22 protein-coding genes are annotated in these 24,261 nt (G+C 38.7%); 17 read left to right on the forward strand and 5 right to left on the reverse strand.

Going from position 1 to position 24,261, the window contains the following annotated elements; translation table 11 throughout:
- Positions 1–84 precede the first annotated feature (84 nt).
- From LJY09_RS04350 to LJY09_RS04370, 5 genes are all read left to right on the forward strand, one after another.
- Positions 85–1,389 carry a CitMHS family transporter gene (locus LJY09_RS04350; RefSeq protein WP_028412124.1) on the forward strand — a complete coding sequence of 435 codons (1,305 nt, stop codon included), beginning with the start codon at positions 85–87 and terminating at the stop codon, positions 1,387–1,389.
- A 153-nt stretch (positions 1,390–1,542) separates the two neighbouring features.
- Complete coding sequence (locus tag LJY09_RS04355) at positions 1,543–3,132, forward strand: ATP-binding protein (RefSeq protein ID WP_028412125.1); 1,590 nt, start codon at positions 1,543–1,545, stop codon at positions 3,130–3,132.
- A gap of 27 nt (positions 3,133–3,159) precedes the next feature.
- Positions 3,160–3,831: a response regulator gene (locus LJY09_RS04360; RefSeq protein ID WP_028412126.1), complete on the forward strand. Its 672-nt coding sequence runs from the start codon at positions 3,160–3,162 to the stop codon at positions 3,829–3,831.
- A 24-nt stretch (positions 3,832–3,855) separates the two neighbouring features.
- Positions 3,856–4,824, forward strand: coding sequence for a tripartite tricarboxylate transporter substrate binding protein (locus tag LJY09_RS04365; protein WP_028412127.1), 969 nt, complete (start codon positions 3,856–3,858; stop codon positions 4,822–4,824).
- A gap of 134 nt (positions 4,825–4,958) precedes the next feature.
- Positions 4,959–5,096, forward strand: coding sequence for a hypothetical protein (locus LJY09_RS04370; RefSeq protein ID WP_165573233.1), 138 nt, complete (start codon positions 4,959–4,961; stop codon positions 5,094–5,096).
- Between the two features lie 74 nt (positions 5,097–5,170).
- Here the strand turns inward: LJY09_RS04370 and LJY09_RS04375 are convergent, their stop codons facing one another.
- Positions 5,171–6,043 carry a LysR family transcriptional regulator gene (locus LJY09_RS04375; protein ID WP_028412128.1) on the reverse strand — a complete coding sequence of 291 codons (873 nt, stop codon included), beginning with the start codon at positions 6,041–6,043 and terminating at the stop codon, positions 5,171–5,173.
- A 140-nt stretch (positions 6,044–6,183) separates the two neighbouring features.
- Between LJY09_RS04375 and LJY09_RS04380 the strand changes: the two genes are divergently transcribed.
- Entirely contained in the window at positions 6,184–7,302 is a 1,119-nt protein-coding gene (locus tag LJY09_RS04380; RefSeq protein ID WP_028412129.1) for an AbrB family transcriptional regulator, read from the forward strand.
- A 65-nt stretch (positions 7,303–7,367) separates the two neighbouring features.
- A complete protein-coding gene (locus tag LJY09_RS04385) occupies positions 7,368–8,141 on the forward strand; it encodes a class I SAM-dependent methyltransferase (RefSeq protein ID WP_028412130.1) in 774 nt (257 codons plus the stop codon).
- 38 nt (positions 8,142–8,179) lie between these two features.
- On the opposite strand, the gene LJY09_RS04390 is transcribed toward LJY09_RS04385, so the two are convergent.
- Genes LJY09_RS04390 through LJY09_RS04400 form a run of 3 tightly spaced genes read right to left on the reverse strand, consistent with a single transcriptional unit; the run spans position 8,180 to position 11,122 of the window.
- Entirely contained in the window at positions 8,180–9,025 is an 846-nt protein-coding gene (locus LJY09_RS04390; protein WP_013081885.1) for an ABC transporter permease, read from the reverse strand.
- Positions 9,018–10,223, reverse strand: coding sequence for a quaternary amine ABC transporter ATP-binding protein (locus tag LJY09_RS04395; RefSeq protein WP_013081886.1), 1,206 nt, complete (start codon positions 10,221–10,223; stop codon positions 9,018–9,020). The genes LJY09_RS04390 and LJY09_RS04395 overlap by 8 nt, the downstream gene beginning before the upstream one ends.
- Before the next feature lie 35 nt (positions 10,224–10,258).
- Positions 10,259–11,122, reverse strand: a complete 864-nt coding sequence (locus LJY09_RS04400; protein WP_028412131.1) for a glycine betaine ABC transporter substrate-binding protein — start codon at positions 11,120–11,122, stop codon at positions 10,259–10,261.
- A 595-nt stretch (positions 11,123–11,717) separates the two neighbouring features.
- On the opposite strand from LJY09_RS04400, the gene LJY09_RS04405 reads away from it, so the two are divergent.
- The 9 genes from LJY09_RS04405 to LJY09_RS04445 all read left to right on the forward strand — a co-directional run bounded on the left by LJY09_RS04405 (position 11,718) and on the right by LJY09_RS04445 (position 22,118).
- Positions 11,718–12,305 (forward strand): TetR/AcrR family transcriptional regulator, encoded by a 588-nt coding sequence (locus LJY09_RS04405; protein WP_028412132.1) that lies wholly within the window; start codon positions 11,718–11,720, stop codon positions 12,303–12,305.
- 135 nt (positions 12,306–12,440) lie between these two features.
- Positions 12,441–13,928 carry an aldehyde dehydrogenase family protein gene (locus tag LJY09_RS04410; protein WP_028412133.1) on the forward strand — a complete coding sequence of 496 codons (1,488 nt, stop codon included), beginning with the start codon at positions 12,441–12,443 and terminating at the stop codon, positions 13,926–13,928.
- Positions 13,929–13,953: 25 nt separating this feature from the next.
- Positions 13,954–15,330 carry a putrescine aminotransferase gene (locus LJY09_RS04415; RefSeq protein ID WP_033578138.1) on the forward strand — a complete coding sequence of 459 codons (1,377 nt, stop codon included), beginning with the start codon at positions 13,954–13,956 and terminating at the stop codon, positions 15,328–15,330.
- A 122-nt stretch (positions 15,331–15,452) separates the two neighbouring features.
- Complete coding sequence (gene speB / locus LJY09_RS04420; RefSeq protein ID WP_033578139.1) at positions 15,453–16,409, forward strand: agmatinase; 957 nt, start codon at positions 15,453–15,455, stop codon at positions 16,407–16,409.
- 301 nt (positions 16,410–16,710) lie between these two features.
- Positions 16,711–18,090 carry an APC family permease gene (locus tag LJY09_RS04425; protein WP_154973515.1) on the forward strand — a complete coding sequence of 460 codons (1,380 nt, stop codon included), beginning with the start codon at positions 16,711–16,713 and terminating at the stop codon, positions 18,088–18,090.
- Positions 18,091–18,203: 113 nt separating this feature from the next.
- Complete coding sequence (locus tag LJY09_RS04430; protein ID WP_014461428.1) at positions 18,204–18,863, forward strand: HAD family hydrolase; 660 nt, start codon at positions 18,204–18,206, stop codon at positions 18,861–18,863.
- A 173-nt stretch (positions 18,864–19,036) separates the two neighbouring features.
- A complete protein-coding gene (locus LJY09_RS04435) occupies positions 19,037–19,981 on the forward strand; it encodes an ABC transporter substrate-binding protein (protein WP_028412138.1) in 945 nt (314 codons plus the stop codon).
- Between the two features lie 79 nt (positions 19,982–20,060).
- Positions 20,061–21,095 (forward strand): FecCD family ABC transporter permease, encoded by a 1,035-nt coding sequence (locus tag LJY09_RS04440; RefSeq protein ID WP_154973513.1) that lies wholly within the window; start codon positions 20,061–20,063, stop codon positions 21,093–21,095.
- Between the two features lie 6 nt (positions 21,096–21,101).
- Complete coding sequence (locus tag LJY09_RS04445; protein WP_028412140.1) at positions 21,102–22,118, forward strand: FecCD family ABC transporter permease; 1,017 nt, start codon at positions 21,102–21,104, stop codon at positions 22,116–22,118.
- 26 nt (positions 22,119–22,144) lie between these two features.
- On the opposite strand, the gene LJY09_RS04450 is transcribed toward LJY09_RS04445, so the two are convergent.
- Positions 22,145–23,146, reverse strand: a complete 1,002-nt coding sequence (locus LJY09_RS04450; RefSeq protein ID WP_228307495.1) for a DUF3231 family protein — start codon at positions 23,144–23,146, stop codon at positions 22,145–22,147.
- Positions 23,147–23,393: 247 nt separating this feature from the next.
- Between LJY09_RS04450 and nei the strand changes: the two genes are divergently transcribed.
- Positions 23,394–24,212 carry an endonuclease VIII gene (gene nei, locus LJY09_RS04455; protein ID WP_154973512.1) on the forward strand — a complete coding sequence of 273 codons (819 nt, stop codon included), beginning with the start codon at positions 23,394–23,396 and terminating at the stop codon, positions 24,210–24,212.
- The last annotated feature ends 49 nt before the right edge of the window (positions 24,213–24,261 follow it).

The raw sequence follows: 24,261 nt of genomic DNA on the forward strand, positions 1-24,261 counted from the left end.
AACTGGCATACATATGCGAGTCATACATACAAACGAATCGCTTCCACTGTTATGAAAGCGGATTCAAAAATAGGAGGGGTAATAATGTTAGCTATTCTTGGGTTTTTGATGGTTTGTACATTTATGTTTCTGATTATGACAAAACGATTAACGCCGCTTATTGCTTTAATGGTTATTCCAGTATTGTTTGCAATCATAGGGGGATTCACAAGCGGTATTGGAGAAATGGCTTTAAATGGTGTAAAAGAATTAGCACCTACAGGCGTTATGTTAATGTTTGCTATTTTATATTTTGGGATTATGATTGATGCTGGTTTGTTTGATCCAGTTGTAGGAAGAATTTTGAAAATCGTAAAAGGTGATCCACTAAAAATCACAATTGGTACAGCTATTTTAGTTCTTATTATCTCATTAGACGGAGACGGAACAACAACATATATGATTACGCTTTCAGCGATGCTTCCGCTTTATAAAAAGCTAAACATGAAGCCAATGATTTTAGCCTGTATCGCCATTATGGGTAGTGGAGTTATGAACTTAACACCTTGGGGTGGACCTACTGCTCGTGTGATGAGTGCATTGAAGTTAGATGCTTCACAGGTGTTTACACCACTGATTCCAGCCATGATTGGCGGAGCTGTTTGGTTGTTATTCACGGCTTACTATTTCGGGAAAAAAGAGCGCCAGCGCTTAGGTGTTATTGATATTCAAGACGTTACAAATGCTCAAGTAGCTTTTGCAGAAGCAGCAGCCGCTGAAGGAATCGAGTACAAGCGTCCGAAGCTTTTATGGGTAAACTTTGCTTTAACAGCTCTATTATTAGTAGGACTTATCACAGCAGTTATGCCGCTTCAAATTCTATTCATGATTGGATTTGCAATCGCTATCATGATTAACTATCCAAATTTAGAAGTTCAAAAAGAGCGTATTACTGCACATGCTGGTAATGTACTTGCTGTTGTGTCTCTTGTATTCGCAGCAGGCGTATTCACGGGTATTTTATCAGGTACCAAAATGGTAGATGCAATGGGTAATAGCTTAGTAGGATTAATTCCAGATGCGTTAGGGCCTTACATGTCTGTGATTACTGCCATCACAAGTATGCCATTTACATTCTTTATGTCAAATGATGCTTACTACTATGGGATTTTACCAATTATTGCTCAAGCAGCTTCAGCATACGGTATTGATGCTGCAGAAATTGGCCGTGCTTCATTGATTGGTCAACCTGTTCACTTACTAAGTCCTTTAGTTGCTTCTACGTATCTATTGGTCGGTATGGCAAAAGTCGAGCTTGGCGAATTTCAGCGCTTTACTTTAAAGTGGACGATTGGAACAGCTATGGTGATGCTTTTAGTAGCTATTATTACAGGAGTTATTACGCTGTAAAGATCAGGAAACTAAAAACTTATCAATTCCGCTTTTGGGATTGATAAGTTTTTTTGTCTAAAAAGCTTTTGGAATAAGGAGCGGATATACAAAAAATTTTGATAAAATAAAAGAAGAATAGAACTATAAGGTAAAGGCTAAAGGTGCGATGAAATGAAAAAATGGTTTCAAGTATCGCTGCAAACAAAAATCGTAGGTTTATCCGCAGCATTAATCATAACTGTTATTGTTCTTTTAGCGAGTATTTTCTCTTACATGCAGTTTGTAGAATCTAAAAGGCAAGCCGAGCAGCTGGCTCTTCAAGCAGCCAAATCAATATCATTTATGCCGGAAGTCAAAGCTGCTTTTCAAAAAAAACAGCCGAGTCGATATATTCAGCCGCTTGCCGAGCAAGTGAGGGAACAAATCGGAGCAGCAAGTATTGTGGTTCAAAACCGTGAGCAAATCATCTATTCTCATTCTAATCAAAAATGGATAGGAAAGAAAAACAAAGAGGCGGTTAACGATAGAGCACTATTATTCGGCGGATATTATACGCTGGACGGAGAGGGAACCACAGGTCCTGCTATTATGGGGAAAGCGCCTATTGTCATCAGTCACGGAAAGTATACGGAAGTCGTGGGAGTGGTGACGGTTGAGTTTTTAAAATCTCATGTTCACGCTCAGCTCATTACGCGTATTCAGCAAATTATCCTATTTTCACTAGCTGTTTTATTGCTTGGTATGATCGGGGGTATTTTTTTAGCTAAAAGTATTAAAAAAGATACTCTTGGTCTTGAACCCCATGAAATCGCTTCTTTGTACCGTGAACGAAATGCAATTTTACTTTCGATAAAAGAAGGAATTATTGCTATTGATCATCAAGGCTTTATTACGATGATGAATACATCAGCTAAAAATATGCTGGGGTTACAGACGGAATATTTACATCATCATATCATTGAAGTATTTCCTTATACGAATATGATTGAAGTGCTAGATACGGGAATAGCCCGAAGCGACCAAGAAATTTTTTTGAATGAAAAAACGTTTATCTTAAACTTAACACCCATTATTGAACATCAGCGAATTGTAGGAGTGGTCGCTAGTTTTCGTGATAAGACAGAATTAAAAAGCTTAATCAATACGATTTCAGAAGTACGAAAGTATTCAGAGGATTTACGAGCTCAAACGCATGAGTTTACGAATAAGCTGTATGTTTTGTCGGGTTTGCTGCAGTTAGGGCAGTACAAAGATGCATTGGAGTTTATTCAAAAAGAATCAGCCGTACACCAAACGCAAAATCGTATTCTATTTGATCAGATATTAGATTCCAAAGTTCAAGCAATATTGCTTGGGAAGATTGGAAAAGCATCTGAAAAGAAAATTCATTTTTCGGTTGATTCGGAGAGTACACTCGATACGCTCCCAGAACATATTGAAATTTCTCATCTCATTATCATTATTGGGAACTTAATTGATAATGCATTTGAAGCCGTGAGTCAGCGGTCTAAAAAAGAAGTGTCGTTTTTTATTACCGATATTGGTCATGATTTAATTATTGAAGTGATGGATAACGGACCCGGTATATCAGAAGAAGTACTAAATCAAATTTTCACAAAAGGGTTTTCAACCAAAGGTACAGACAGAGGGTACGGACTGGCAAATATAAAGAAAATGGTAGATGAACTTGGAGGATCTATTGAAGTGTATAATCAGCCAGAAGGAGGAGCCATTTTTTCAGTTTACCTTCCAAAAAACTGAATCATGAGAAGTAAGGGGAGAGTCGAAATGTTACGAGTCGCAATTGCAGAAGACGATTTTCGAATTGCTCAAGTTCAAGAGCGATTTTTATTAGAAGTAGATGGTGTAGAAGTCGTAGGCAAAGCGTTGAATGCAAAAGAGACGCTTGAAATGCTAAAGGAGAAGAAAGTTGATTTACTTCTTTTAGACATCTATATGCCAGATGAAATGGGAACAGATTTACTCCCAAAAATCAGAGCCCAGTTTCCACAAGTTGACGTTATCGTGGTAACGGCTGCAACAGAAAAAAACATTGTAGAAATCTGTTTGAGAAACGGCGTCGTTAATTATTTGATTAAGCCGGTTATGATGGAATCCTTCATTAATGCTATTAAACAGTATCAAGAGAAAAAGGAACTGTTTAGTACGCATGAAGAAGTTGATCAATCATTTATTGATGCGTACTTTGGACATGTCAGAACAAAGCCAAAAGCGGATAAATCTCTTCCTTCAGGTATTGATGGTATCACATTACAAAAGTCAAAAGACATTTTAAAAAGCATCAAAGGAATTACGATCGAAGAGATGGGGCAACACATGGGAGTATCTAGAACGACAGCTAGACGATATTTAGAGTATCTAGTATCAACCGGTGAATGTCACGTTGAATATGATTATGGGATTATTGGAAGACCGGAGCGCAAGTACTATTTAGCGTAGCATTAGCCTTGAAGGATGGTATATATGATCAAAAAGCTCATGATAGTGTTTATAAGTGCATTGCTTGTTAGCTGTTCTACTCCCTCTAAAAAAGACCGCATTAGTATGGAAAAAATTGAAATTGTGGCAGCCGGTGCAAAAGGCGGAGGAGCAGATGCAACAGTAAGAGCCATTCAACAAGTGCTAACGGAAAAGAAGATTGTGAAGGTACCCGTTTCTGTTAGTAATAAAATAGGTGGGCAAGGTGAAGAAGGATGGAAATATATTAAACAGAGAAAAGAAGGAAATATTGTTTCCGGGAATTCCAGTTTGCTGATTACAAATAATTTGCTAGGGCAAAGTCAATTAACCTATAAAGACTTTACTCCGCTCGCTATTTTAACATCTGAATGGGAGGTCATCGTAGTTCCTGTTAACTCTCCTATATACAATTTAAAACAGCTCATACGCACGTTAAATCAAAGTGAATCCAGTATGAAAGTGGGAATATCACCTCGATTAGGAAACGACGATCATTTATCGTTCATGCAGCTAAATAAAAAAGCAGGCGTAGACTCTTCCAAGCTTGAGTTTTTCGTTTATAACAGCAGTCATAAAGTAATTGATGCGCTCGTTCATCATCAGCTAGATGTAGCACCCATGTCATTATCAGAAGTAAAAAAGCAGTATGAACAAGGGCAGGTAAGGATACTCGCCGTTTCTTCTCCTAAAAGGCTAGAAGAGCTAAAAGAGATACCGACGTGGAAAGAAGCGGGAATTGACGTAACGTTTAGCCATTGGAGAGGTCTAATGGGACCGCCTAATATGACCAAAGAACAGGTAGCATATTGGAATAAGGCCGTGTATGAAATGGTTCATACAAAAGAATGGGAACAGCTTCTTAAAGATAATGATTTAACCTCTTTTTATAAAAATAGCAGCGGTGCTAAAGTCTTTCTTGAGCAGCAAAGCAAGCTGTATTCTGACTTAATGGGCGGAGCAAATGATGAATAAATACAATAGAAAAAGGTTGGGACAAAAGGATTTTAGATGGAGTGAAAAACGAACCATTGATTAAAGTTTTTAATTCTTGGTTCGTTTTTTTGTTGTGGTAAGTGTAGTTTCATTTGTTTCGTTCCTTCTAGCAGTTGATTGGAGAGCAAGACGAAGACTCCTGCGGGAAAAGCGGAACAGGTGAGACCCCACAGGAGCGTGAGCGACGAGGAGGCTCCCCGGCCGCCCGCGGAAAGCGAAGTCTTGCACGGAAATCAACTGCGGTGTCTTAAGCAGTTCCGCTCATATATCCCATTTGTTCGTCTTTAGAATTAGATTCATTTCGGTATGTCTCAACCTTTTTCTGTCAGTGTACATCTTTTAAATCCAAGTTTTGAATGAACTCAATAAAAGCTTTTACAATGTTAATTTTTAAGGAGTCCTCATGATAAAACATCCATGTGCTGCGCGTTAAAGGTACTTGATCTTTAGTTTTTAACGTGTATCTGTAAATCTCTGCAGCATCGTCAAGCAGCATACTCGGCAAAATCGCATAGCCCAGTCCGTTTACAACCATCTTTTTACATGTTTCTGCTTTATCTACTTCAATGCTGACAAGGGGAGGCTGAGAGTAATTTTCAGCCCACCAGTTATCAACGGATGTTTTTAAAAAACGATCTTGATGATAATCAATTCGAGGTAGATTGGGAAGATTGTTTATGTCGACAGGCTGTGCAGACGCAATGCAAATTGTTTCTTTAAAAAGCAGCTCTTTTTGATCTTGCCAGTTATAATCACCTTTTACAAACGCAATATGAACATCGTGCTTATAAAGCAGATGAGCCATGTCGCTGCTCCATCCGGTTGTGACTTTGAATTCAACATCAGGAAATCGCTCTTTAAATAAACGTAATAGTCCAGGGAGCTTGTAGTCAGTGAAAAAGTTAGACACGCCTAGACGTAAAGTTCCGGTTAATTGATCATCCATGTTTAACACATTTTCTTTTATTTTTTGAACCGTAAGCAGCATTTCTTCTGCGCACTTCACTAAATATTCTCCCTGCGGTGTAAACTGAACTCCGCGGCGCCCTCTATTTACAATCTGAACATGAAATTCCTTCTCCATCTGCTGCAGTCTATGCGTAAGCGCAGGCTGAGATATAAATAGCTCCTTGGCTGCTTTTGTAATATTTTTCTCACGGTACAATACTTGTAGAATAAGCCAATCTCGATCGTCCATACTATCCCTCCAGGAATAAAAAAAATGAATGGTTTATAATAAAATTTCGATATTTTAATTATTTCTAAAATTATACTATAGTTAAGAAGAGAAATGTTCGGTGTAAGAAAGAAAAGCCTTGTAGAAGGAAGGAAGTAGGTATGAACGCAAGAGTTGTTTTTTTACAATCTATATTTTTTATTCTATTAACAAGCGTGGGAGGATTTCTTTTATCGTTAACAGGCTTATCCATTGGCTGGATGCTTGGGACTCTCATTTTAGCTGCTATTCTAGCTTTTCGAAAGCCGCGTTTTTTATCTCAAACAAGCAAAAAAGGCATTCCAAAATATTGGCTGTACGCTGGACAGTGCATTTTAGGGATTGAATTAGGTCAAAAGATTAACTTATCTGTGGTGACTACGTTTCAATCTCACTGGTCCACCATTACGATTATGCTTTTGCTGTCCGTTGTTTTTTCTCTTTTATCCGGTTATTTGCTATGGAAGTTCAGTTCCACAGACTTATTAACAAGCTTTTTCGGTACGACTCCGGGTGGAATGAGCGCCATGCCAGGCATGGCTGAAGAAGTAGGAGCCAATACGGCAGTTGTAAGCATCATTCAAACGATGCGCGTGTTTTTAGTTGTGCTTGCTGTTCCTTTATTTGTAGTCTATTGGGGAAGTAATACAGGACGGCATGCAGTGTCCGTTACCCCGAGTGTTTTTGAGTGGGGATCACTGTTGTGGACAGGAGTTTTAATTGTTACAGCAGTAGTCGGCTATTATATAGGGAAAAAACTAAAATTTCCTGCTCCTTGGTTAGTAGGAGGAATGCTTACTGTTGCAATTGTTCAAACAGCTGCTTCATCGTACGTGGGGTATAATCTTCAAGCATACTGGCCTCATTCTGTGATGATTTTATCGCAAATTTTTATTGCTTCAAGCATTGGTTCTCGCTTTCATAAGGAAATGTTCATTGGAGTAAAAAAAATTATGGTTGTGGCGCTTATTAATACAATTGGTTTAATCGCCGCCATGTTTGTATGTGCACTATTCGTTTCCAAAATAACTGGAATTGAGCTTATCACGTCTATTTTAGCGTTTGCTCCTGGAGGCATTGCAGAAATGGCGACTACATCCATTGTACTGCAGGCTGATTCGACGTTAGTAGTAGCGGTCCAAGTGCTTCGTATTTTAACAATTTGGCTGCTTCTGCCTCCGCTGTTTCGCATGTTTCATCAGTGGGGAGAAAGAAAAAGAATACATTCACACGTTTCATAATAAATATGTGAATGCACTAGGTAGAGTAAGAGAGAGTTTTAAAGAGGGAAATGGGGGGAGAATAGATGAGTAATAAAGAAATGGTGGTCAGTCAGTTCGGGGGGAATGCCGGAAAGTATGTCAAAAGTAAAGGTCATGCAAAAGGCAAAGATTTAGCGGTTTTAGCGGAAATTGCTGAAGAAAATAGAGGAGGAAAGCTGCTTGATGTAGCGACAGGAGGAGGACACGTGGCAAATAAGCTAGCACCTGTCTTTCAAGAAGTAACGGCTTTTGACTTAACTCCTCAAATGTTGCAAAGTGCTGAAGGCTTCATTAAAGAAAATGGTCATGAAAATGTATCGTTTGTTCAAGGAGATGCTGAGGATATGCCATTTCAAGATGACGAGTTTGATACGGTAACGTGCAGAATTGCACCGCACCATTTTCCTAATATTAAACAGTTCATCAAAGAGGTATACCGAGTGTTAAAGCCAGGAGGACAGTTCTTGCTCATTGATAATGTAGCACCGGAAGTGAATGCTTATGACGAGTTTTATAATCGAGTTGAAAAGACAAGAGATCCAAGCCATTATCGTGCTTATAAAAAAACAGAGTGGCTTTCTATGCTTGAAATGCAAGGATTCCGTACAGAAGTGCTGACAACTTTTCCAAAGCGCTTTTTATTTGATGACTGGTGTGCGATGATGAATGTTCCCCAAGAGACAAAGCGTGAGCTTACTCAATATATGCTGAATGTACCAAGCGGATTTAAACAGTTTTTCGAAATCAAAACGAATCAACAGGGAATTGAATCGTTTCAAGGAGAAGCAATCTTTGTAGCGTGCTACAAACATAAATAAAAAGAAGCCAACTCCGGTGAGTTGGCTTCTTTTTTTACTTATGCTCGTTGGTTTGAACGATTTCCAAAATATTGCGTAATACGGTCTAAAATAATTGCTAAAATAACGATTGAAATTCCAGCTTCAAAGCCCGTGCCGACTTCAAGTCGAGAAACTGCACGATATACTTCTGCACCAAGTCCCGGAGCACCTACAAGAGAGGCAATAACGACCATTGAAAGAGATAGCATGATGCTTTGGTTAATTCCTGCCATAATTGTTTTTGTAGCTAATGGAAGCTGTACTTTAAATAATTTTTGTTTTGTTGTTGAACCGTAGGCATTTGCTGCTTCTACTAAGTCAGCGGGTACTTCACGAATACCTAGGTTCGTTAAGCGAATCGTTGGAGGCATTGCAAAGATAACAGATGAGATAACACCTGGCACCACACCAATTCCAAAGAAGAAAAGTGCTGGAATCAAATACACAAATGCCGGCATCGTTTGCATAAAGTCTAAGATTGGCGTAATAATCCGAGCTGTCTTTTCGCTTTGAGATGCCCAAATGCCTAGCGGGATTCCTACTATAATTGAAATTAATACGCTTGTTAAAACGAGGGCTAGTGTGTCCATTGTTTCTTGCCAGTAGCCAAGATTAAGAATAAATAATAGACCAATCATCGATAAAATAGTAAATGACCATTTTTTACTTGAAAACCAAGCAATGATTCCGACAATTAAGATTAAAATTAATGCTGGTGGAAAGGTTAGCACTAGTACAATAAAACTTACAATACCATCGACAATAGCTGAAATAACATCAAAAAACCCTTTGATATTATCATTTAAAAACGTGACAAAATGGTCAATCCAATTGCCAACGGGAATTTTAGGAATACTATTCATTTACGTTCACCTCATTACTATCAGTACCGGCAAGTGCTTCAATCACTCGCTCTTTTTTAATGATGCCGCGCAGACGATGGTTTTCATCTACAACCGGTAGCGGGAAACGGCTGATAACCATTTTGTCGTACAAGTTTTCTAGTAGCGTATCTGTCGTAACAGTCGGAATATCCGTATCTAATACGTCTGCTGTCAGTTTATCTTGTTTAATGGCGCGGCTGATATCATCTGCCGTTACAACTCCTAGAAGAGTTTTTTTCTTGTCTACGACGTAGATGCTTGAATAACCAGCTTCTTGCATAATTTTAAGAGCCACGCGCGGACCACGGTCTACGGTAATGGATTCGGCACGATTCATCACGCTTTCAGCTGTGTATACTTTAGCTACATTAACGTCTTCGACAAAGCGCTCTACATAATCATTGGCAGGGTTTGTCATAATTTCTTCAGGTGTTCCTACTTGAACAACACTGCCGTCTTTCATTAAAACGATGCGATCTCCGATTCGAAGAGCTTCATCAAGATCATGGGTAATAAAAATGATTGTTCGCTCCATTTTTTCTTGAAGCTCCAGCAAAAAATCTTGCATGTCTTTACGAATAAGCGGATCTAGTGCACTGAATGCCTCATCCATTAATAAAATGTCAGGGTCATTGGCAAGTGCTCGAGCTAGTCCGACGCGCTGCTGCATACCGCCGCTCAGTTCACCGGGATATTGATTTTCGTATCCTTTTAAACCTACTAATTCAAGCGCTTCTTTTGCTTTCTTTTCGCGTTCGGCTTTTGGTGTACCTTGAACTTCTAATCCGTATTCTGTGTTATCAAGAACCGTACGGTGAGGGAATAAAGCAAAGTTTTGGAAAACCATGCTCATTTTTTTTCGGCGCATGTCGCGAAGTTCCTCTTTGTTCATTTTTACTACATCGTCACCGTCTAAAATAAGAGATCCAGATGTTGGTTCAACAAGGCGGTTAAACATGCGAACTAAAGTGGATTTACCGCTTCCAGACAGGCCCATAATGACGAAGATTTCACCGGATTTGATTTCGAAGTTTGCTTGATTAACTCCAATTGTCATTCCTGTTTCTTCTAGAATTTCTTTTTTTGTTTTTCCTTTTTGAAGTAAATCAATCGCTTTTGACGGATTCTTACCAAACACTTTGGTTATATTTTGTACTTTTAATTTTACGTGTTCCATATGTCCACCTCAATTGTTGTTTTCTTTTACGTTCATTACTTTTTCGTCCAACTATCGATTAACTTTTTATGTTTTTTTACCCATTTCTGTGCTGCTTCTTCAGGGTTTGAAGATTTTTCAACTTGTGACAGAAGAGGACTGATTAATTTATCGTTCATCTGTGCATTATTCATCCATTTTATGACTTGAGGATTTGTCTTTTTAAATTCCTTGCTTGTCATTGTGTAAATGTTGTCAGGGTCTCCAAACGAGTTTTTAGGATCTTCTAAATATTTGATGTCAAAGTCTGCAAAAGCCCAGTGAGGATTCCACATAGTAACAACAATTGGTTTTTTTGCCTCATAGGCTTTGCGCAGTTCACTGAGCATAGCTGCCTCAGACGATTTTACAAGCGTATAGCTTTTAAGGTTATAATCTTTTAACGCTTGTTCGGCTAATCCGTTAATGCTGGAGCCTGGGTCAATTCCAATAACTTTGTTATCGACATCAGAAGCAACCTTAGCAAGGTCTTCTGTTGTGTTCACGTCTTTCATATAGGCGGGAACCGCAAATCCTAAGCGCGCATTTTTAAGCCAAGGGTCTTCAATGTTTACTTGATCTTTATACTTTTTGTAAAAAGGCGCATCTGTTGTAGGAAGCCATGGTGCAAACGAAATATCAATGTCGTTATTAGCTGTTCCTACCCAAACACCGGCTTTCTCTAAGAAAACAGTTCTAACCTTATAACCTCGATCTTCTAAAATCTGTTTCCATACGTACGTGTAGGCAATGTTTTCAGTATAGTTATTCATGCCGATGGTAATGGTTTTTTTATCTTTAAAGGCGCCATTACCGTTGCCGCAAGCTGAAGTAATAACTAGAAGAAAACAAATCATGCTGATTAAAAATAGTTTCTTCATGCAATGTAACTCCTTTATAAAGTTTTAAATCAATATGACTGATATGTAGAACGGATGCTAAACACAACGAAGTTTATACCCGGTTTTTTTAGGTGGTAAACATAAAAAATATAAAATGTGAAATAGAGTGGGTGATTTTTCGGCGTTATAAAGTTATTTTTAGCTAAAAATGTACATCGTAGTTAAGAGAAAATATGGGAAATAAATGGATAAAATAAGTGACTGTAGAATCAGTCTTACATGTTATCACTCTTTTTTTTACTCCGTCAACTTCAAGTCAAGAGTAATTCGGCAATTGAGCCGTATAAACCGATACGAAAAAATATCTTTTTAATAAAGTTATTTTTTAGGAAGAATAGGTGATTAAAGAGCTTTGCATCAGCTTTTACCTTGAATTGTAAAAGGAAGAAAGATAACAGTGAGACATATAAGAAACGTGAGAGGAAATTGATAAAATAAAAAAATATTTTTGAAGCCAGCATACGGATAAATTTTTGATTGAATTTAAAGATTCAGAAAATTTTATCTTGCATAATTTCAACTTCTTATAGTAAAATGAATGAAAGTCATTCATTTTATAGGTGGAGGGAAAAAGTTGGTTACAAGCACAAGTGAAAAATACGATAAGATTTTACAGGCAGCGATTGAAGTCATATCTGAAAAAGGACTTGATAAAACATCAATTTCAGACATTGTAAAGCGTGCAGGCGTAGCACAAGGGACTTTTTATCTTTATTTCAGATCTAAAAATGCTCTTGTTCCGGCTATTGCAGAAAACTTACTTTCTTTGTCACTTGAAAAAATCAAAGAACGAGCTAAAACAGCAACGGATTTTTTAAGTACATTAGAGGTAATGATTGACGAAACGTATAAAACAACAGATGAATATAGGGATGTTCTTGTTTTATGCTATTCAGGGCTCGCTTTTGACTATTCATTAGAAACATGGGAAGCTATTTATTTACCTTATTACAACTGGTTTGAAGAGGTATTAAATCAGGCTGTTAGAAAGGAAGAAGTCATCAAGCAGCTTAACGTTAAATGGACAGCTAAGACGATGATTAATTTGATTGAAAATGCTGCTGAACTTTTTTATATCGGGCGAGAGCAAGATGTCACACTTGAGCAATCAAAGGAAGAACTTTTTCAATTCTTAAAGCGTTCTCTTGTGCCATCCGTGTAATATTAGCACTGCTGATATTACACCTACTAAAATGACTGACATTCATTCAAAATATACAATTAATTATCAGAATTATAAGTTTTTTAAGGTTTGAAATGACTGACAATCAGTCGTTATTCGATAAGGAGGTATTTTATGGATCGTACAGCCGTTAAAACTTTAACCTTGAATATGTACATAAACGGAGAATGGAGAAAAGCAGAGAAGCAGCGCTCTACTGTTAATCCAGCGACAGGTGAAGTGATTGGATATGCTGCAGAAGGCAGCGCAGAAGATATGAAAGCAGCAATTGAAGCAGCACGAGAAGCCTTTGACAACGGAATTTGGTCTGAGACTTCTGCATCTGACAGAGCAGCCATCTTATTCAAGATTGCCGATAAGCTTGAGGAAGCGAAAGAAGAACTAGCAACATTAGAAACAATGGATAACGGAAAGCCCTATCGTGAAGCTGAGGCTGATGTGGAAGATGCAGCTGCTTGTTTTAGGTATTACGCTGGGTTAATTACAAAGCCAGACGGTCAAACGTACAGCGTTCCTGCACCTATGCAAGCAATGGTTATAAAAGAACCAATCGGCGTGTGCGGATTGATTGTACCTTGGAATTATCCGCTATTAATGAGCGTGTGGAAAATTGCACCTGCTTTAGCTGCAGGAAATACGATTGTATTTAAACCTTCTGAAGTGACACCAGTTACTCCTACAAAACTTTTTGAGATCTTAGAAAGCGTAGGATTGCCAAAAGGAGTGGCAAACCTTGTTATGGGAGCCGGAGATACTGTGGGAAATACGCTTATTCAAGATAAGCGTGTTGATAAGATTTCTTTTACAGGCGGAACGGTAACTGGAAAACACATTATGCGTCAAGCAGCAGAAAATGTAACGAAAGTCTCTTTAGAACTTGGAGGAAAGTCACCGAACATTATATTTGCTGACGCTGATTTTGAAACAGCTGTAGATTATGCCTTGTTTGGAATTTTTGCAGGGAGCGGCCAAATTTGCGCTGCAGGTTCTCGTATTTTAGTAGAAGAAAGCATTGCTGAGCGATTTATCGAACGTTTTGCAGAGCGTGCTCAAAAAATTAAAGTAGGAAATGGAATGGATCAAGAGATTGAAATGGGCCCTCTTGTAAGTGAAGAACATATGAAAAAAGTATTAAAGTACATCGAAATTGGAAAGCAAGAAGGCGCTCGCCTTGTATGCGGAGGCAATCGAATCACCAGCAGTGGGTTGGAAAAAGGTTTTTTTGTAGAACCTACGGTTTTTAGTAACGTTACGTCAAATATGAAAATTGTGCAAGATGAAATCTTTGGGCCTGTTGTCGTTATTCAAACGTTTAAAGATGAAAAAGAAGCTATTAAGCTTGCAAATGATACGGAATATGGTTTAGCAGGCAGCGTGTTTACAAACGACGGTGCAAAAGCTCTTCGAGTGATTAAAAAGCTGCGTGCGGGTATCACTTGGGTAAACACGTATCATTTTACGTTTAATGAAGCGCCTTGGGGCGGATATAAGCAGAGCGGAATTGGCCGAGGGCTAGGAACGTTTGGTTTGGAAGAATTTCAAGAAGTAAAACAAATTAATATTAATTTACAAGTAGAGCCAATCGGCTGGTTTAAAAATTAAAAAGTAGAGAAGGAGCGATATTAAAATGAATACAGTGACGAAAAATCAAGAGGTAAACAAAGCATACGGTGAAGTAAACGAATATATCAACAAAGTGCTGGGACTTATTGAAAAAAGTGAAGTATCAGCTGAAGAAGCACAGTGGATTACGAAAGAAACAGTAGACGGATTTCGCGAGCATGTCAACCCAGGCTTTTTAGAATATCGTAAAACAGTAACGGTGGATACGCAGTTTGCAGCTGTTGAATGGTCAGATGAAGGTTCTTGTTTTACGGATGTAAACGGTAAAAAATACATTGATTGTTTGGGCGGGTTTGGAATTTATAACGTGGGACACCGTCATCCTAAAGTAGTCAAAGCTGTTCAAGATCAGCTTCAGCGTCAAGCCCTTCATAGCCAAGACTTATTAGATCCACTTCGTGCGATGCTTGCTAAAATTTTAGCAGATATTACACCGGGGGATTTGAAGTATTCCTTTTTCACAAACAGCGGAACAGAAAGTGTAGAAGCCGCTTTAAAACTAGCGAAAATGTATAGTGATCGAACAACGTTTATTTCCACAACACGTTCTTTTCATGGAAAAAGTCTAGGTTCTTTATCAGGTACGGCAAAAGGAATGTTCCGTAAACCATTTCTGCCGTTAATTCCAGGTTTCCGTCATGTACCGTTTGGTGATATTGACATGATGCGCAAAACATTTGAAACGTGCGCGCTTGTAGGGGAAGATGTGGCAGCTGTTTTATTAGAACCAATTCAAGGAGAAGGGGGCATTATTCTTCCTCCTGAAAATTATTTAAAAGAAGTGCGTGCACTATGTGATGAGTACGACGCTATCTTAATTTTTGATGAAGTTCAAACAGGCATGGGACGTACCGGTGAAATGTTTGCATCAGAATTATACGATGTTGTACCCGATATTTTATGTCTTGCTAAAGCGTTTGGAGGAGGAGTTATGCCTGCTGGCGCGGTTGTAGCAAAAGAAAAAGTGTTTTCAAGCTTCTTTGATAATCCGTTTATGCACACAACAACGTTTGGAGGCAACCCGCTTGCCTGCGCAGCGGCTATTGCAACTATTAACGTGTTGATTGAAGAACAGCTGCCAAACCGTGCAAAAGAGCTAGGAGAATATTTCCTTGCTGGTTTAAAGAAAGCTGCTGAAAACCATGGAGATAAAGTACTTGAAATCAGAGGGCAAGGCTTAATGATTGGAATTGAGTTCCACCAAGATGAAATTGGCTACGCGCTTTCTAAGGGAATGTTTGATGAAGGAATTCTAGTAGCTGGGACGCTTGTAAACTCTAAAACAATTCGTATTGAGCCACCGTTGACTATTGCAGCTGAAGAAGTAGATCAAGTCATTTCTACATTTGAAAAAGTATTAAATGAGCTGAACCACCAATAAATGTAACAAGGAGCAATGAATATGAGTCGTCAAACGTTTCTTATTCCTGTATTGCTTTCAATGATTTTAGTAGTGGAAATGCCTAGCGACTAACTGAAATCATTGAAACGGAGGAGTAAATTATGAAATATCCATTGTCCCCAGATGTCAAACCAGAGTTTTGTACAACGGGCTCATTTATGAGGCTGCCAGCGGAAAGAGAAAATGCAAAAGTAGGGCTAGTAGGAATGCCGTTTGATACGGCAGCATCTTTCAGAGTAGGTGCACGCTTTGCACCTCAAGCCATTCGTCAAGCTTCCATGACGCTGTTTCCTTATCACCCGGTACACGACGTATACCCATTTGATGATACAAATGCCATTGATATTGGTGATGTGCCGGTTATTCCGCACAATATTCACAGAAGCTATGAATTGATGGAAGAAGCGGTAGGAGCTCTTATGGATAGAGGAATCGTTCCAATTGGAATCGGAGGAGATCATTCTGTTACTTTAGCAAGCCTTCGTGCTGCTGCTAAAAGATATGGCCCAGTGGCTATGATTCATTTTGATTCTCATACAGATACGTGGGATACGTATTATGATGAAAAATATTGGCACGGATCTCCTTTTATACGCGCATATGAAGAAGGGCTAGTAGATCCGAAGAAAGTTTTTCAAATTGGTATTCGCGGAACATTAAATCATCCGGGAGATGTTCAAGAAAGCAAAGATCTCGGTTACCATGTAGTAACGGCAAGAGAGCTTGAACATCAAGGGTTTTCATTGATTTTGGAGCAAATGAAGACAGCGATTGGAGATACCCCGTGCTTTTTAACATTTGATATTGATTTTGTTGACCCTTCGTGTGCACCGGGAACGGGAACGCTTGAAGTAGGCGGATTCAGCAGCAGAGAAACGCTGCAAATGATCCGTTCTCTGACGGGATTTAACTATGTTGGATTCGACTTGGTAGAAGTGCTGCCCGCTTATGATCCAACGCAGATAACCTCTTTGCTTGCAGCTACAATCATTCATGATTTTGCTAGTTTAGTTGCAGTGAAAACGAAAAGAGAGTCATTGGATACGATGATTAAATAACAGTTTGTAAGCAGAAATCCCTCTTATTCAGAGGGTATTTCTGCGTGGATATAGCAGGAGATTAGGAATATATAGCTATTTAAAATAAAGCGCTTTCATAATATGATAAAAGAAAAAGATAGTTTGTTAGCAACCCTTACCAACTTAAAGAAATAAATCATATATTTGCTTATAGTAAATGTAACAACTCTTTATATAAAAATGAATGAAAGTCATTCATTTTTATATAAAGAAATTAAATTATATGCATTTATGGGTTAAATTGTCAGAATGTTCTTAATAAAGTGAAGGGGGAAGATAAATGAAACATGAAACAGTAACATTAAAAAGGTCGTTGAAATTATGGCAGATTGTATTAATGGGGATCGGATATATGACTCCGATGGTAGTGTTTGATACGTTTGGGATTGCGTCTGATATGACGAATGGACACGTTCCCACATCTTATATCATAGCCCTTGTCGGGATGCTTCTCACGGCAGTAAGCTACAAAAAGATGATTCAAGTGTTTCCAAATGCAGGCTCAGCCTATACATATACGCAAAAGACAATCAATCCACATTTAGGGTTCCTAGTTGGCTGGTCTGCACTAATGGATTATCTCTTTTTACCGATGGTTAACGCACTTATTTTTCAAATTTATTTATCATCTATTTTTCCTTCGGTACCATCGTGGATTTGGGTTGTCAGTTTCGTCATTATCGTTACGCTGCTAAATTTACGAAGCGTTAATTTCACTGCCAATTTCAATACGTTTCTTGTTGTATTTCAAATGACGATTTTAGCATTGTTTGTTGCTGTTTCAATCAAAGCCTTGCTAGGCGGAATGGGGGAAGGAACACTTTTTTCTATGAAGCCCTTCTTTAATCAGAACATGACGTCATCAGGGCTAATAGCAGGAGCTACACTTATGTGTTTTTCCTATTTAGGGTTTGATGCAGTGGCTATGTTATCAGAAGAAACGCCCAATCCTAAAAAAACGATTCCGCGAGCTATTTTTTTAGTTGCGTTAATCGGAGGAGTCATGTTTACCGTGACATCTTATTTTATTCAAGCGGTTTTTCCGACGTTAGAAGGATTCAAGCATCCAGACGCTGCGGCTCCTGAAATTGCTATGTATGTGAGCGGTACGCTGTTTCAAATTGTCTTTTTAGCTGGAGGAATTGCAGGAACATTATCATCAGGCATGTCATCGCATGCAAGCGTTTCGCGTTTATTATACGTAATGGGACGCGACCGAATTTTACCTCAGTCATTTTTTGGTTATGTTCATCCTAAGCTGCGTACACCTTCGCGAAATATTGTATTAGTCGGAGTGGTATCAGCAACTGCCATTTTCTTTAGTCTGGCAACGGCTACGTCATTTATTAATTTTGGAGCACTCATTGCGTTTTCTTTTGTTAATATTTCGGTTATTGCGCACTATGCTGTTCATCAAAAGCAGCACCGGTCGGCTAAGGGTTTTTGGTCATACATTATTATGCCACTATTAGGAGCAGCGGCGATTGGCGTTTTATGGCTTAACTTGGAGCGCAATTCATTTTTACTTGGTATTGGCTGGGCGATTGCCGGTTTAGTTTATTTAGTGTATGCAACGAAAGGTTTTAGAAGACAGCTGTCTTCCATTGAGTTTAAGGAAACAGAAGAAATGTCACCTTTGATGAAAGTCGGAGAAAAGTAAGGATAGAAACTACCTGTTTAAGCCTATCTTATTAAAGAAGCCACATTTATGGATTACGTATTTTGAACGTGTTACTATGTAAGAACGATAAGATAGAAAAAGGTAGGTAAATTATGATTAAAGCAGTTGTATTTGATTTTGATGGGTTAATTATTGATACAGAATCAGTGTGGTACGAAGTGTACCGCGAAATGTTAGAAGACAGGGGAGTAGATCTACCAATTGCAACGTTTGCTTCTTATGTGGGAACGGATGCTACGGCACTTTACGATTACTTGCTTCAGCAGTTTAACAATGAGTTCACGAAAGAGGAACTGGCTCAAGAATCGTTAAGACGTCATCAAGAAAAAATGAAATCATTAGTAGCCCGAGAAGGTGTAGCAGAGTACTTGGCAGAAGCAAAAGAACTTGGATTAAAAATTGGTTTAGCAAGCAGCTCGTATCGCGACTGGGTAACGGCATTTTTAAAAGAGCTAGATTTGCTGCACTATTTTGAAGTCATTCAAACGCGCGATGATGTAGAAAAAGTGAAGCCAGATCCGGCTCTTTACCGAAATGCAATTGAAAAGCTAGGAGTAGAACCCTCTGAAGCTTTAGCATTTGAAGATTCTTCTAATGGAGCAAAAGCTGCCATGGCAGCAGGCTTGCGCTGTGTAATTGTACCAAATCCGTTAACTAAACACCTGTCATTCGAAAGATATCACTTACATATCGAATCGATGAAAGAGAAAAGTTTAAAAGAAGTGATTCAGTATCTTTGTATTGAAGATTAAAAAGAAAGGACGCTCCTACTGCGTCCTTTCTTTTTTTATAGAATGGGTATAACTTTTTTAATTAAAAAATAACGAATCAGCTTGTTTAAATAGATAAAACTGATATAATGATAACGATTATCAGTTTCAAGAGTCAATTATCTACATAAAGATACAAGCAGGAGGAATGACATTTGAATAAGAAAAAAATAGGACTGCTGGCTTTTATTACAATGCTGGCAATCGGAATGCTTATCGGCTGCAGCAGTACGAACAAGGAAAATTCAGCCGATGAAAAAAATGAAAAAACAAGAGTGGTTAAACATGAGCTTGGAGAGACAAAAGTAAAAGAAAATCCAAAGCGAGTAGTTGTATTAGAGTTAGGTTTTATTGATGCATTGTTAGATGCTGGTATTAAACCTGTAGGAGTAGCTGATGATGATAAAGCAGAACAGCTTATTGATAAAGATGTACTAAAAGAAATTAAAGGATACAAATCAGTTGGCACGCGAGCACAGCCTAGCTTGGAGTCGATTAAACTGTTGAAGCCAGATTTGATTATCGCTGATTCAGAACGTCATAAAAATGTATATAAAGAATTATCGAAAATTGCGCCAACAATTGAATTGAAAAATTTAAATGCTAATTACGATGATTTACTAAATACGGAGTTAAAAGTAGGAGAAGCGGTTGGCAAGAAGGCAAAAGTTGAAAAAGTTGTAGAAGAGCATAAGCAAAAAATGAAGGATTTAAAAGCAAAAGCGCCAAAAAATCCGGGCAATGTACTTGTTATCGCTGATGCAAATGGTAATATTAATGCTAGAACTTCAAATTTCTTTACAACGGGTGTTCTTGAGCAATTAGGCTTCAAAAATGCATTAACAGATCCTACAAAAGAGTACAGTGTAAAAATGACAATGGAACAGCTCGTAAAAGCAGATCCAGACAAACTCATTGTTATGCGAAATGAAAAAGGTCATACGCCTTTAGCAAAACAGCCATTATGGAAAGAGCTAAAAGCGGTTAAAAATAATCAAGTGTATGAAGTTGATGTATTTAAATGGTCTCTTCGCCGAAGTGTACAAGGTGCAAATGGTATTGCAGATGAAGCAGAAAAGTTATTATTTGAAGGCAAATAATAACGAAGAAAAGAACAATCCAGCGGGGTTGTTTTTTTCTTTTTATTGAACTTTCAAATGGAAGGAGGCGCAGTCTACTATGAAAGCTGTTCACGGTTTATCCAAAAGAAACAAATCTCCACTTCGCATAATAGCTATTTTTCTTGCTGTTATCATTCTTTTACTGATTTCTATGTTTTTATCTATTTCCATCGGTTCTATACATATTTCTTTTGGAACGATTAAGCAAGCTTTACTAGATTTTGACGGATCAAAAGAACAATCTATTATTCAAACGGTCCGCCTGCCTCGCCTATTGGTAACGGCATTTGTTGGTGCTAACTTGGCAGTCGCCGGAGCGTTGATGCAAGCATTAACTAGAAATCCATTAGCTTCTCCAGGTATTTTTGGTATTAATGCCGGGGCATCAGCGGCAATGGTATTTTTAACGGTTTTAGTGCCGGGTGTAAGCATGATTGGCGGGGTGTTTGGAGCATTTTTAGGAGGCGCCTTTGCTGCTGTTATTGTCTACGTCATGAGTTCGTTGATTAAAGGAGGAGACAGCGATGTAAAGCTTGCTTTAACGGGTGTCGCTATACAAGGTATGCTTATGTCTCTTACACAAACGCTGCTAATTTTTAATGAAAGCAAAACAGAAGGCGTTATGTTCTGGCTCACCGGCTCAGTTATTGGGCGGGACTGGGGACATGTTCACGTGTTGCTTCCTTTTAGCATTGTAGGTCTGCTGATTGCGTTTGGTCTGGGAAGAGCGTCTTCTTTGTTATCTTTAGGAGATGATGTAGCTAGAGGACTCGGGCAGCGAGTCTTTGCCATTAGAGCGTTCACTGCAGTTGTTGTGATTGTATTAGCTGGTGTTTCAGTGGCGATTGCGGGTCCTATTGGATTTATAGGGCTTGTTGTTCCTCATATGGTGCGCTATTTAATAGGTGTAGATTACCGAGTTGTTTTGCCAATGAGCGCGCTGCTTGGTGCATCTTTACTGCTATTAGCAGACGTATTGTCGCGATTTATTACATACCCGTATGAGACCCCTGTAGGTGCAGTAACAGCATTGCTTGGAACACCGTACTTTATTTACTTAGCGAGACGCAAAAAAACAGAAAGGAAGGCATGAGTATATATGCAGACTGTCAATAAAACAAAAAAGCAGCCATCTCGATTCAAGTCTGTCGGCCTGTTTATCATTCTTTCTGTCTTAATTATAGCGCTAAGCGTGATAAGCCTTAGCTTAGGAGACATTAACATACCTCCTTTAGATATTATTACGTCTTTTATTGGCATTGGCGATCCTGACTTGACGTCTATTTTGGTAGAATTTCGCCTGCCTCGTATTTTGCTGGCTATTTTAACCGGGATCGGCCTAGCTGTGTCCGGAGTCGTCGTACAGTCTATTATGAGAAATCCGCTCGCTAGTCCAGATACATTAGGTCTTTCAAGCGGATCAGGGTTAGCTGCTGTTGCAGTCACTATTTTACTGCCTTTAGCAAGTCCGTCTGTTTTATCAGTCGCTGCGTTTGCAGGAGGCTCCTTTGTCTTCGTAATCGTCTATTTGCTTGCTTATAAAAAAGGAGTAGAACCTATTCGATTTGCGTTAATAGGTGTAGCGGTCAGCGCTTTTTGTTCATCCGGTATTCACTTGTTAATTTCAAAAGCAAATCCAAACGTAAACGCAGCACTCATTTGGCTGAGCGGCAGCTTATGGGGAAGAACATGGGATCAATTGATTGGTTTACTTCCGTGGGTCGTTATACTAGTACCGCTGATTTGGCTGTTAGCTGCTCGGTTAGATTTAATTCATTTAGGCGATGAAGTGGCTAGGGGGCTAGGGGCTAGAGTAGAGTTAATTCGTCTAGTATTACTAGCAAGCGCAGTGGCAATGACGGCTGCTGTTGTATCGGTTGTTGGCACCATTGGCTTTGTAGGGCTTATTATTCCTCATGTGGCCAAACGGTTAGTGGGACCGAGACATAAACAACTGATTCCTACAGCCGCTTTACTTGGAGCTTTGTTTGTACTAGCAGCAGATTTGATTGGGAGAGGAATTGCTCCTCCGATTGAAATTCCGGCCGGATTAATCATTGGCATTATCGGCGCTCCGTATTTTCTTTATTTACTGTGGAGAGAATCTAAAAAATAAGCTCGCGCTTTAGCGCGAGCTTATTTTTATTCCAAGTGAATTTTGGGAAATGGAATATGCGGAGGCTCTTCTAGCCATCCTTGTTCAATACTTATTCTTGATACTTCTTTGGCATATTCCAAAATTTCAGTCGTGAAGTTTGTATAGTTTAAAGCGAGATCTAAATGGGGGCTTGTTGACATCGCAAGCCCGTAGCCACGTACATTTTCAGTAATCATCGCAGCTAGGTGAAACATCATGAGTTTTTCTGAAAATGGAGGAACAGAAGACTTTTCTACTCCGTAATCCCACTTCATTGTGACCGGTATGTTTTCTACCATTAGCGGTTGTGACAGGGATTCAATATGCTGCTGCACAAGCTCTCTACCCTTTAATAAAAAAGCCTGAATGTCCTGAGAAGGAGCTGTTTGAGCAAACCCTAAAATTAAATCCTTTGCAATTAAGTTCGTCTGTATGCTTGACACGATATGAGAAATTTCAATGACGGTTAACGGCCGCTTTTCATCAAAATAGCTTCCTAAGAAGAGTTCTTTATCGTTCATATCAGACGCATCTGCAATAGGAATGGGAGGCAGTTCTATAAAAATTTGTTTTTCTAACAACAAATCTGTAATCGTTTGGTTAAGCTTTTCTGCTTTTAACAGCAAGCTGCGAAAAAAAGATCGTACATCATTTCTTGCGGCAACATCGACGCCCGTAGTTGCTGACAGCAGAAGGACATTTGAAATATGCTTTAAATAAAGCAAATAAAAAGAATCCGAAAATAATTTTGGAGCTTCAGCGTCAAGGTCTTCTTCTCCGAAACCAAGCGGGATTGGCATATTTTCTTTTAAAAAGATAGCAGTGAGCGCATCACTGTTTTTTGTTGTGATATGCAGTGTACCTTGAATCGCTTTTTGAATCTCTAAATCGTCTACATGACAAAGAAATTGTTTGAGCATACAAGAAATCGCTTTATCGTTCATATATTGCTTCCAAATAACAGCCATCTCAGCGGCTGATAGTGGAGAAAATGATTGATTATTCATAATAAACTCCTCATGCTAAGTAATTAACAAGTTTCTAAAAGGTTACCAACTAGTATAAGTCAAAGGAAGTAAGATAAACACTATAGAAAGTAAAAAAGGTATCAACATTTTACTATAAGAGTAAACGTCATGCATAATTTAAAGGTTCTTTTAGCAAAAGAAGTGCGCAGCCGCTTCTTTCTTGCAAAGCAGAAATAAAACCGAAATAATAAATGAAGAAAGTTAGGCAAGAAAGGAGTTTCATTATATGCCAGAAGGTCCAGAAATTAGACGAGCAGCCGACGAAGTGGAAAAAGCGATTATCGGTCTTCCTGTTCGCGAGATATGGTTTGCTTTTCCATCTTTGCAACATTATGAAGAAGTATTAACAGGAGCTCGTATTGAGAGAGTAGATACAAAAGGAAAAGCTATGCTTATTCGTTTTGACAACGGCTATACCATTTACTCACATAATCAGCTTTATGGAAAATGGTATGTTCGTTCATCTTACAATTATCCATCTACAAACAGACAGCTGCGCCTTGCAATTCATAATGAAAAAAAATCAGCGCTGCTTTATAGCGCTTCTGATATTGAAGTATTGCGTGATGAAGAAGTTCCAGCTCATCCTTTTGTATCAAGGGTTGGTCCTGATATCTTAAGTGAAGAAGTAACGGCAGGTGAGCTTTTAGACCGTTTTTATTCTAAACCATTTTATCGTAGAAAGTGGGCATCGCTGCTGCTAGACCAAAGCTTTATAGCTGGGATTGGCAATTACTTGCGCAGTGAAATCCTATTTGTAGCGGGAATTAACCCTGCAGCTCGTCCCATAGACTGCACGGAAGAACAGCTTAAAAAGGCAGCTGAAGCAATCATTTCTCTTGTAAAACAGTCCTATAAAACAGGTGGCATTACAAATGATGTAAAGCTTGCTGAATCGTTAAAAAAGAAAGGGCAAAAGCGCTCTGCATACCGCCACTGGGTTTTTAACCGTGAAGGAGAAGCTTGTCGAATTGACGGCACGCCTATTCTAAAAGTCCAAGCTGCTTCTAGAAGGCTTTATTACTGTCCTACTTGTCAGAAATAGCAGGATATATTTATTCTGCTATTTTTTTGATGTGAAAATGAATGACTGT

This window comes from Priestia sp. J2 (assembly GCF_020790095.1).
Classification (GTDB): domain Bacteria; phylum Bacillota; class Bacilli; order Bacillales; family Bacillaceae_H; genus Priestia; species Priestia zanthoxyli.

What these genes read in the sequence shown, in the direction of transcription:
- LJY09_RS04385 (WP_028412130.1), top strand. Translation starts at nt 7,368, where the DNA reads ATGAGTAATAAAGAAATGGTGGTCAGTCAGTTCGGGGGGAATGCCGGA.
- LJY09_RS04360 (WP_028412126.1), top strand. Translation starts at nt 3,160, where the DNA reads ATGTTACGAGTCGCAATTGCAGAAGACGATTTTCGAATTGCTCAAGTT.
- LJY09_RS04430 (WP_014461428.1), top strand. Translation starts at nt 18,204, where the DNA reads ATGATTAAAGCAGTTGTATTTGATTTTGATGGGTTAATTATTGATACA.
- LJY09_RS04440 (WP_154973513.1), top strand. Translation starts at nt 20,061, where the DNA reads ATGAAAGCTGTTCACGGTTTATCCAAAAGAAACAAATCTCCACTTCGC.
- LJY09_RS04365 (WP_028412127.1), top strand. Translation starts at nt 3,856, where the DNA reads ATGATCAAAAAGCTCATGATAGTGTTTATAAGTGCATTGCTTGTTAGC.
- LJY09_RS04350 (WP_028412124.1), top strand. Translation starts at nt 85, where the DNA reads ATGTTAGCTATTCTTGGGTTTTTGATGGTTTGTACATTTATGTTTCTG.
- LJY09_RS04445 (WP_028412140.1), top strand. Translation starts at nt 21,102, where the DNA reads ATGCAGACTGTCAATAAAACAAAAAAGCAGCCATCTCGATTCAAGTCT.
- LJY09_RS04450 (WP_228307495.1), bottom strand. Translation starts at nt 23,146, where the DNA reads ATGAATAATCAATCATTTTCTCCACTATCAGCCGCTGAGATGGCTGTT.
- LJY09_RS04425 (WP_154973515.1), top strand. Translation starts at nt 16,711, where the DNA reads ATGAAACATGAAACAGTAACATTAAAAAGGTCGTTGAAATTATGGCAG.
- LJY09_RS04375 (WP_028412128.1), bottom strand. Translation starts at nt 6,043, where the DNA reads ATGGACGATCGAGATTGGCTTATTCTACAAGTATTGTACCGTGAGAAA.
- LJY09_RS04410 (WP_028412133.1), top strand. Translation starts at nt 12,441, where the DNA reads ATGGATCGTACAGCCGTTAAAACTTTAACCTTGAATATGTACATAAAC.
- LJY09_RS04415 (WP_033578138.1), top strand. Translation starts at nt 13,954, where the DNA reads ATGAATACAGTGACGAAAAATCAAGAGGTAAACAAAGCATACGGTGAA.
- LJY09_RS04395 (WP_013081886.1), bottom strand. Translation starts at nt 10,223, where the DNA reads ATGGAACACGTAAAATTAAAAGTACAAAATATAACCAAAGTGTTTGGT.
- speB (WP_033578139.1), top strand. Translation starts at nt 15,453, where the DNA reads ATGAAATATCCATTGTCCCCAGATGTCAAACCAGAGTTTTGTACAACG.
- nei (WP_154973512.1), top strand. Translation starts at nt 23,394, where the DNA reads ATGCCAGAAGGTCCAGAAATTAGACGAGCAGCCGACGAAGTGGAAAAA.
- LJY09_RS04390 (WP_013081885.1), bottom strand. Translation starts at nt 9,025, where the DNA reads ATGAATAGTATTCCTAAAATTCCCGTTGGCAATTGGATTGACCATTTT.
- LJY09_RS04400 (WP_028412131.1), bottom strand. Translation starts at nt 11,122, where the DNA reads ATGAAGAAACTATTTTTAATCAGCATGATTTGTTTTCTTCTAGTTATT.
- LJY09_RS04380 (WP_028412129.1), top strand. Translation starts at nt 6,184, where the DNA reads ATGAACGCAAGAGTTGTTTTTTTACAATCTATATTTTTTATTCTATTA.
- LJY09_RS04355 (WP_028412125.1), top strand. Translation starts at nt 1,543, where the DNA reads ATGAAAAAATGGTTTCAAGTATCGCTGCAAACAAAAATCGTAGGTTTA.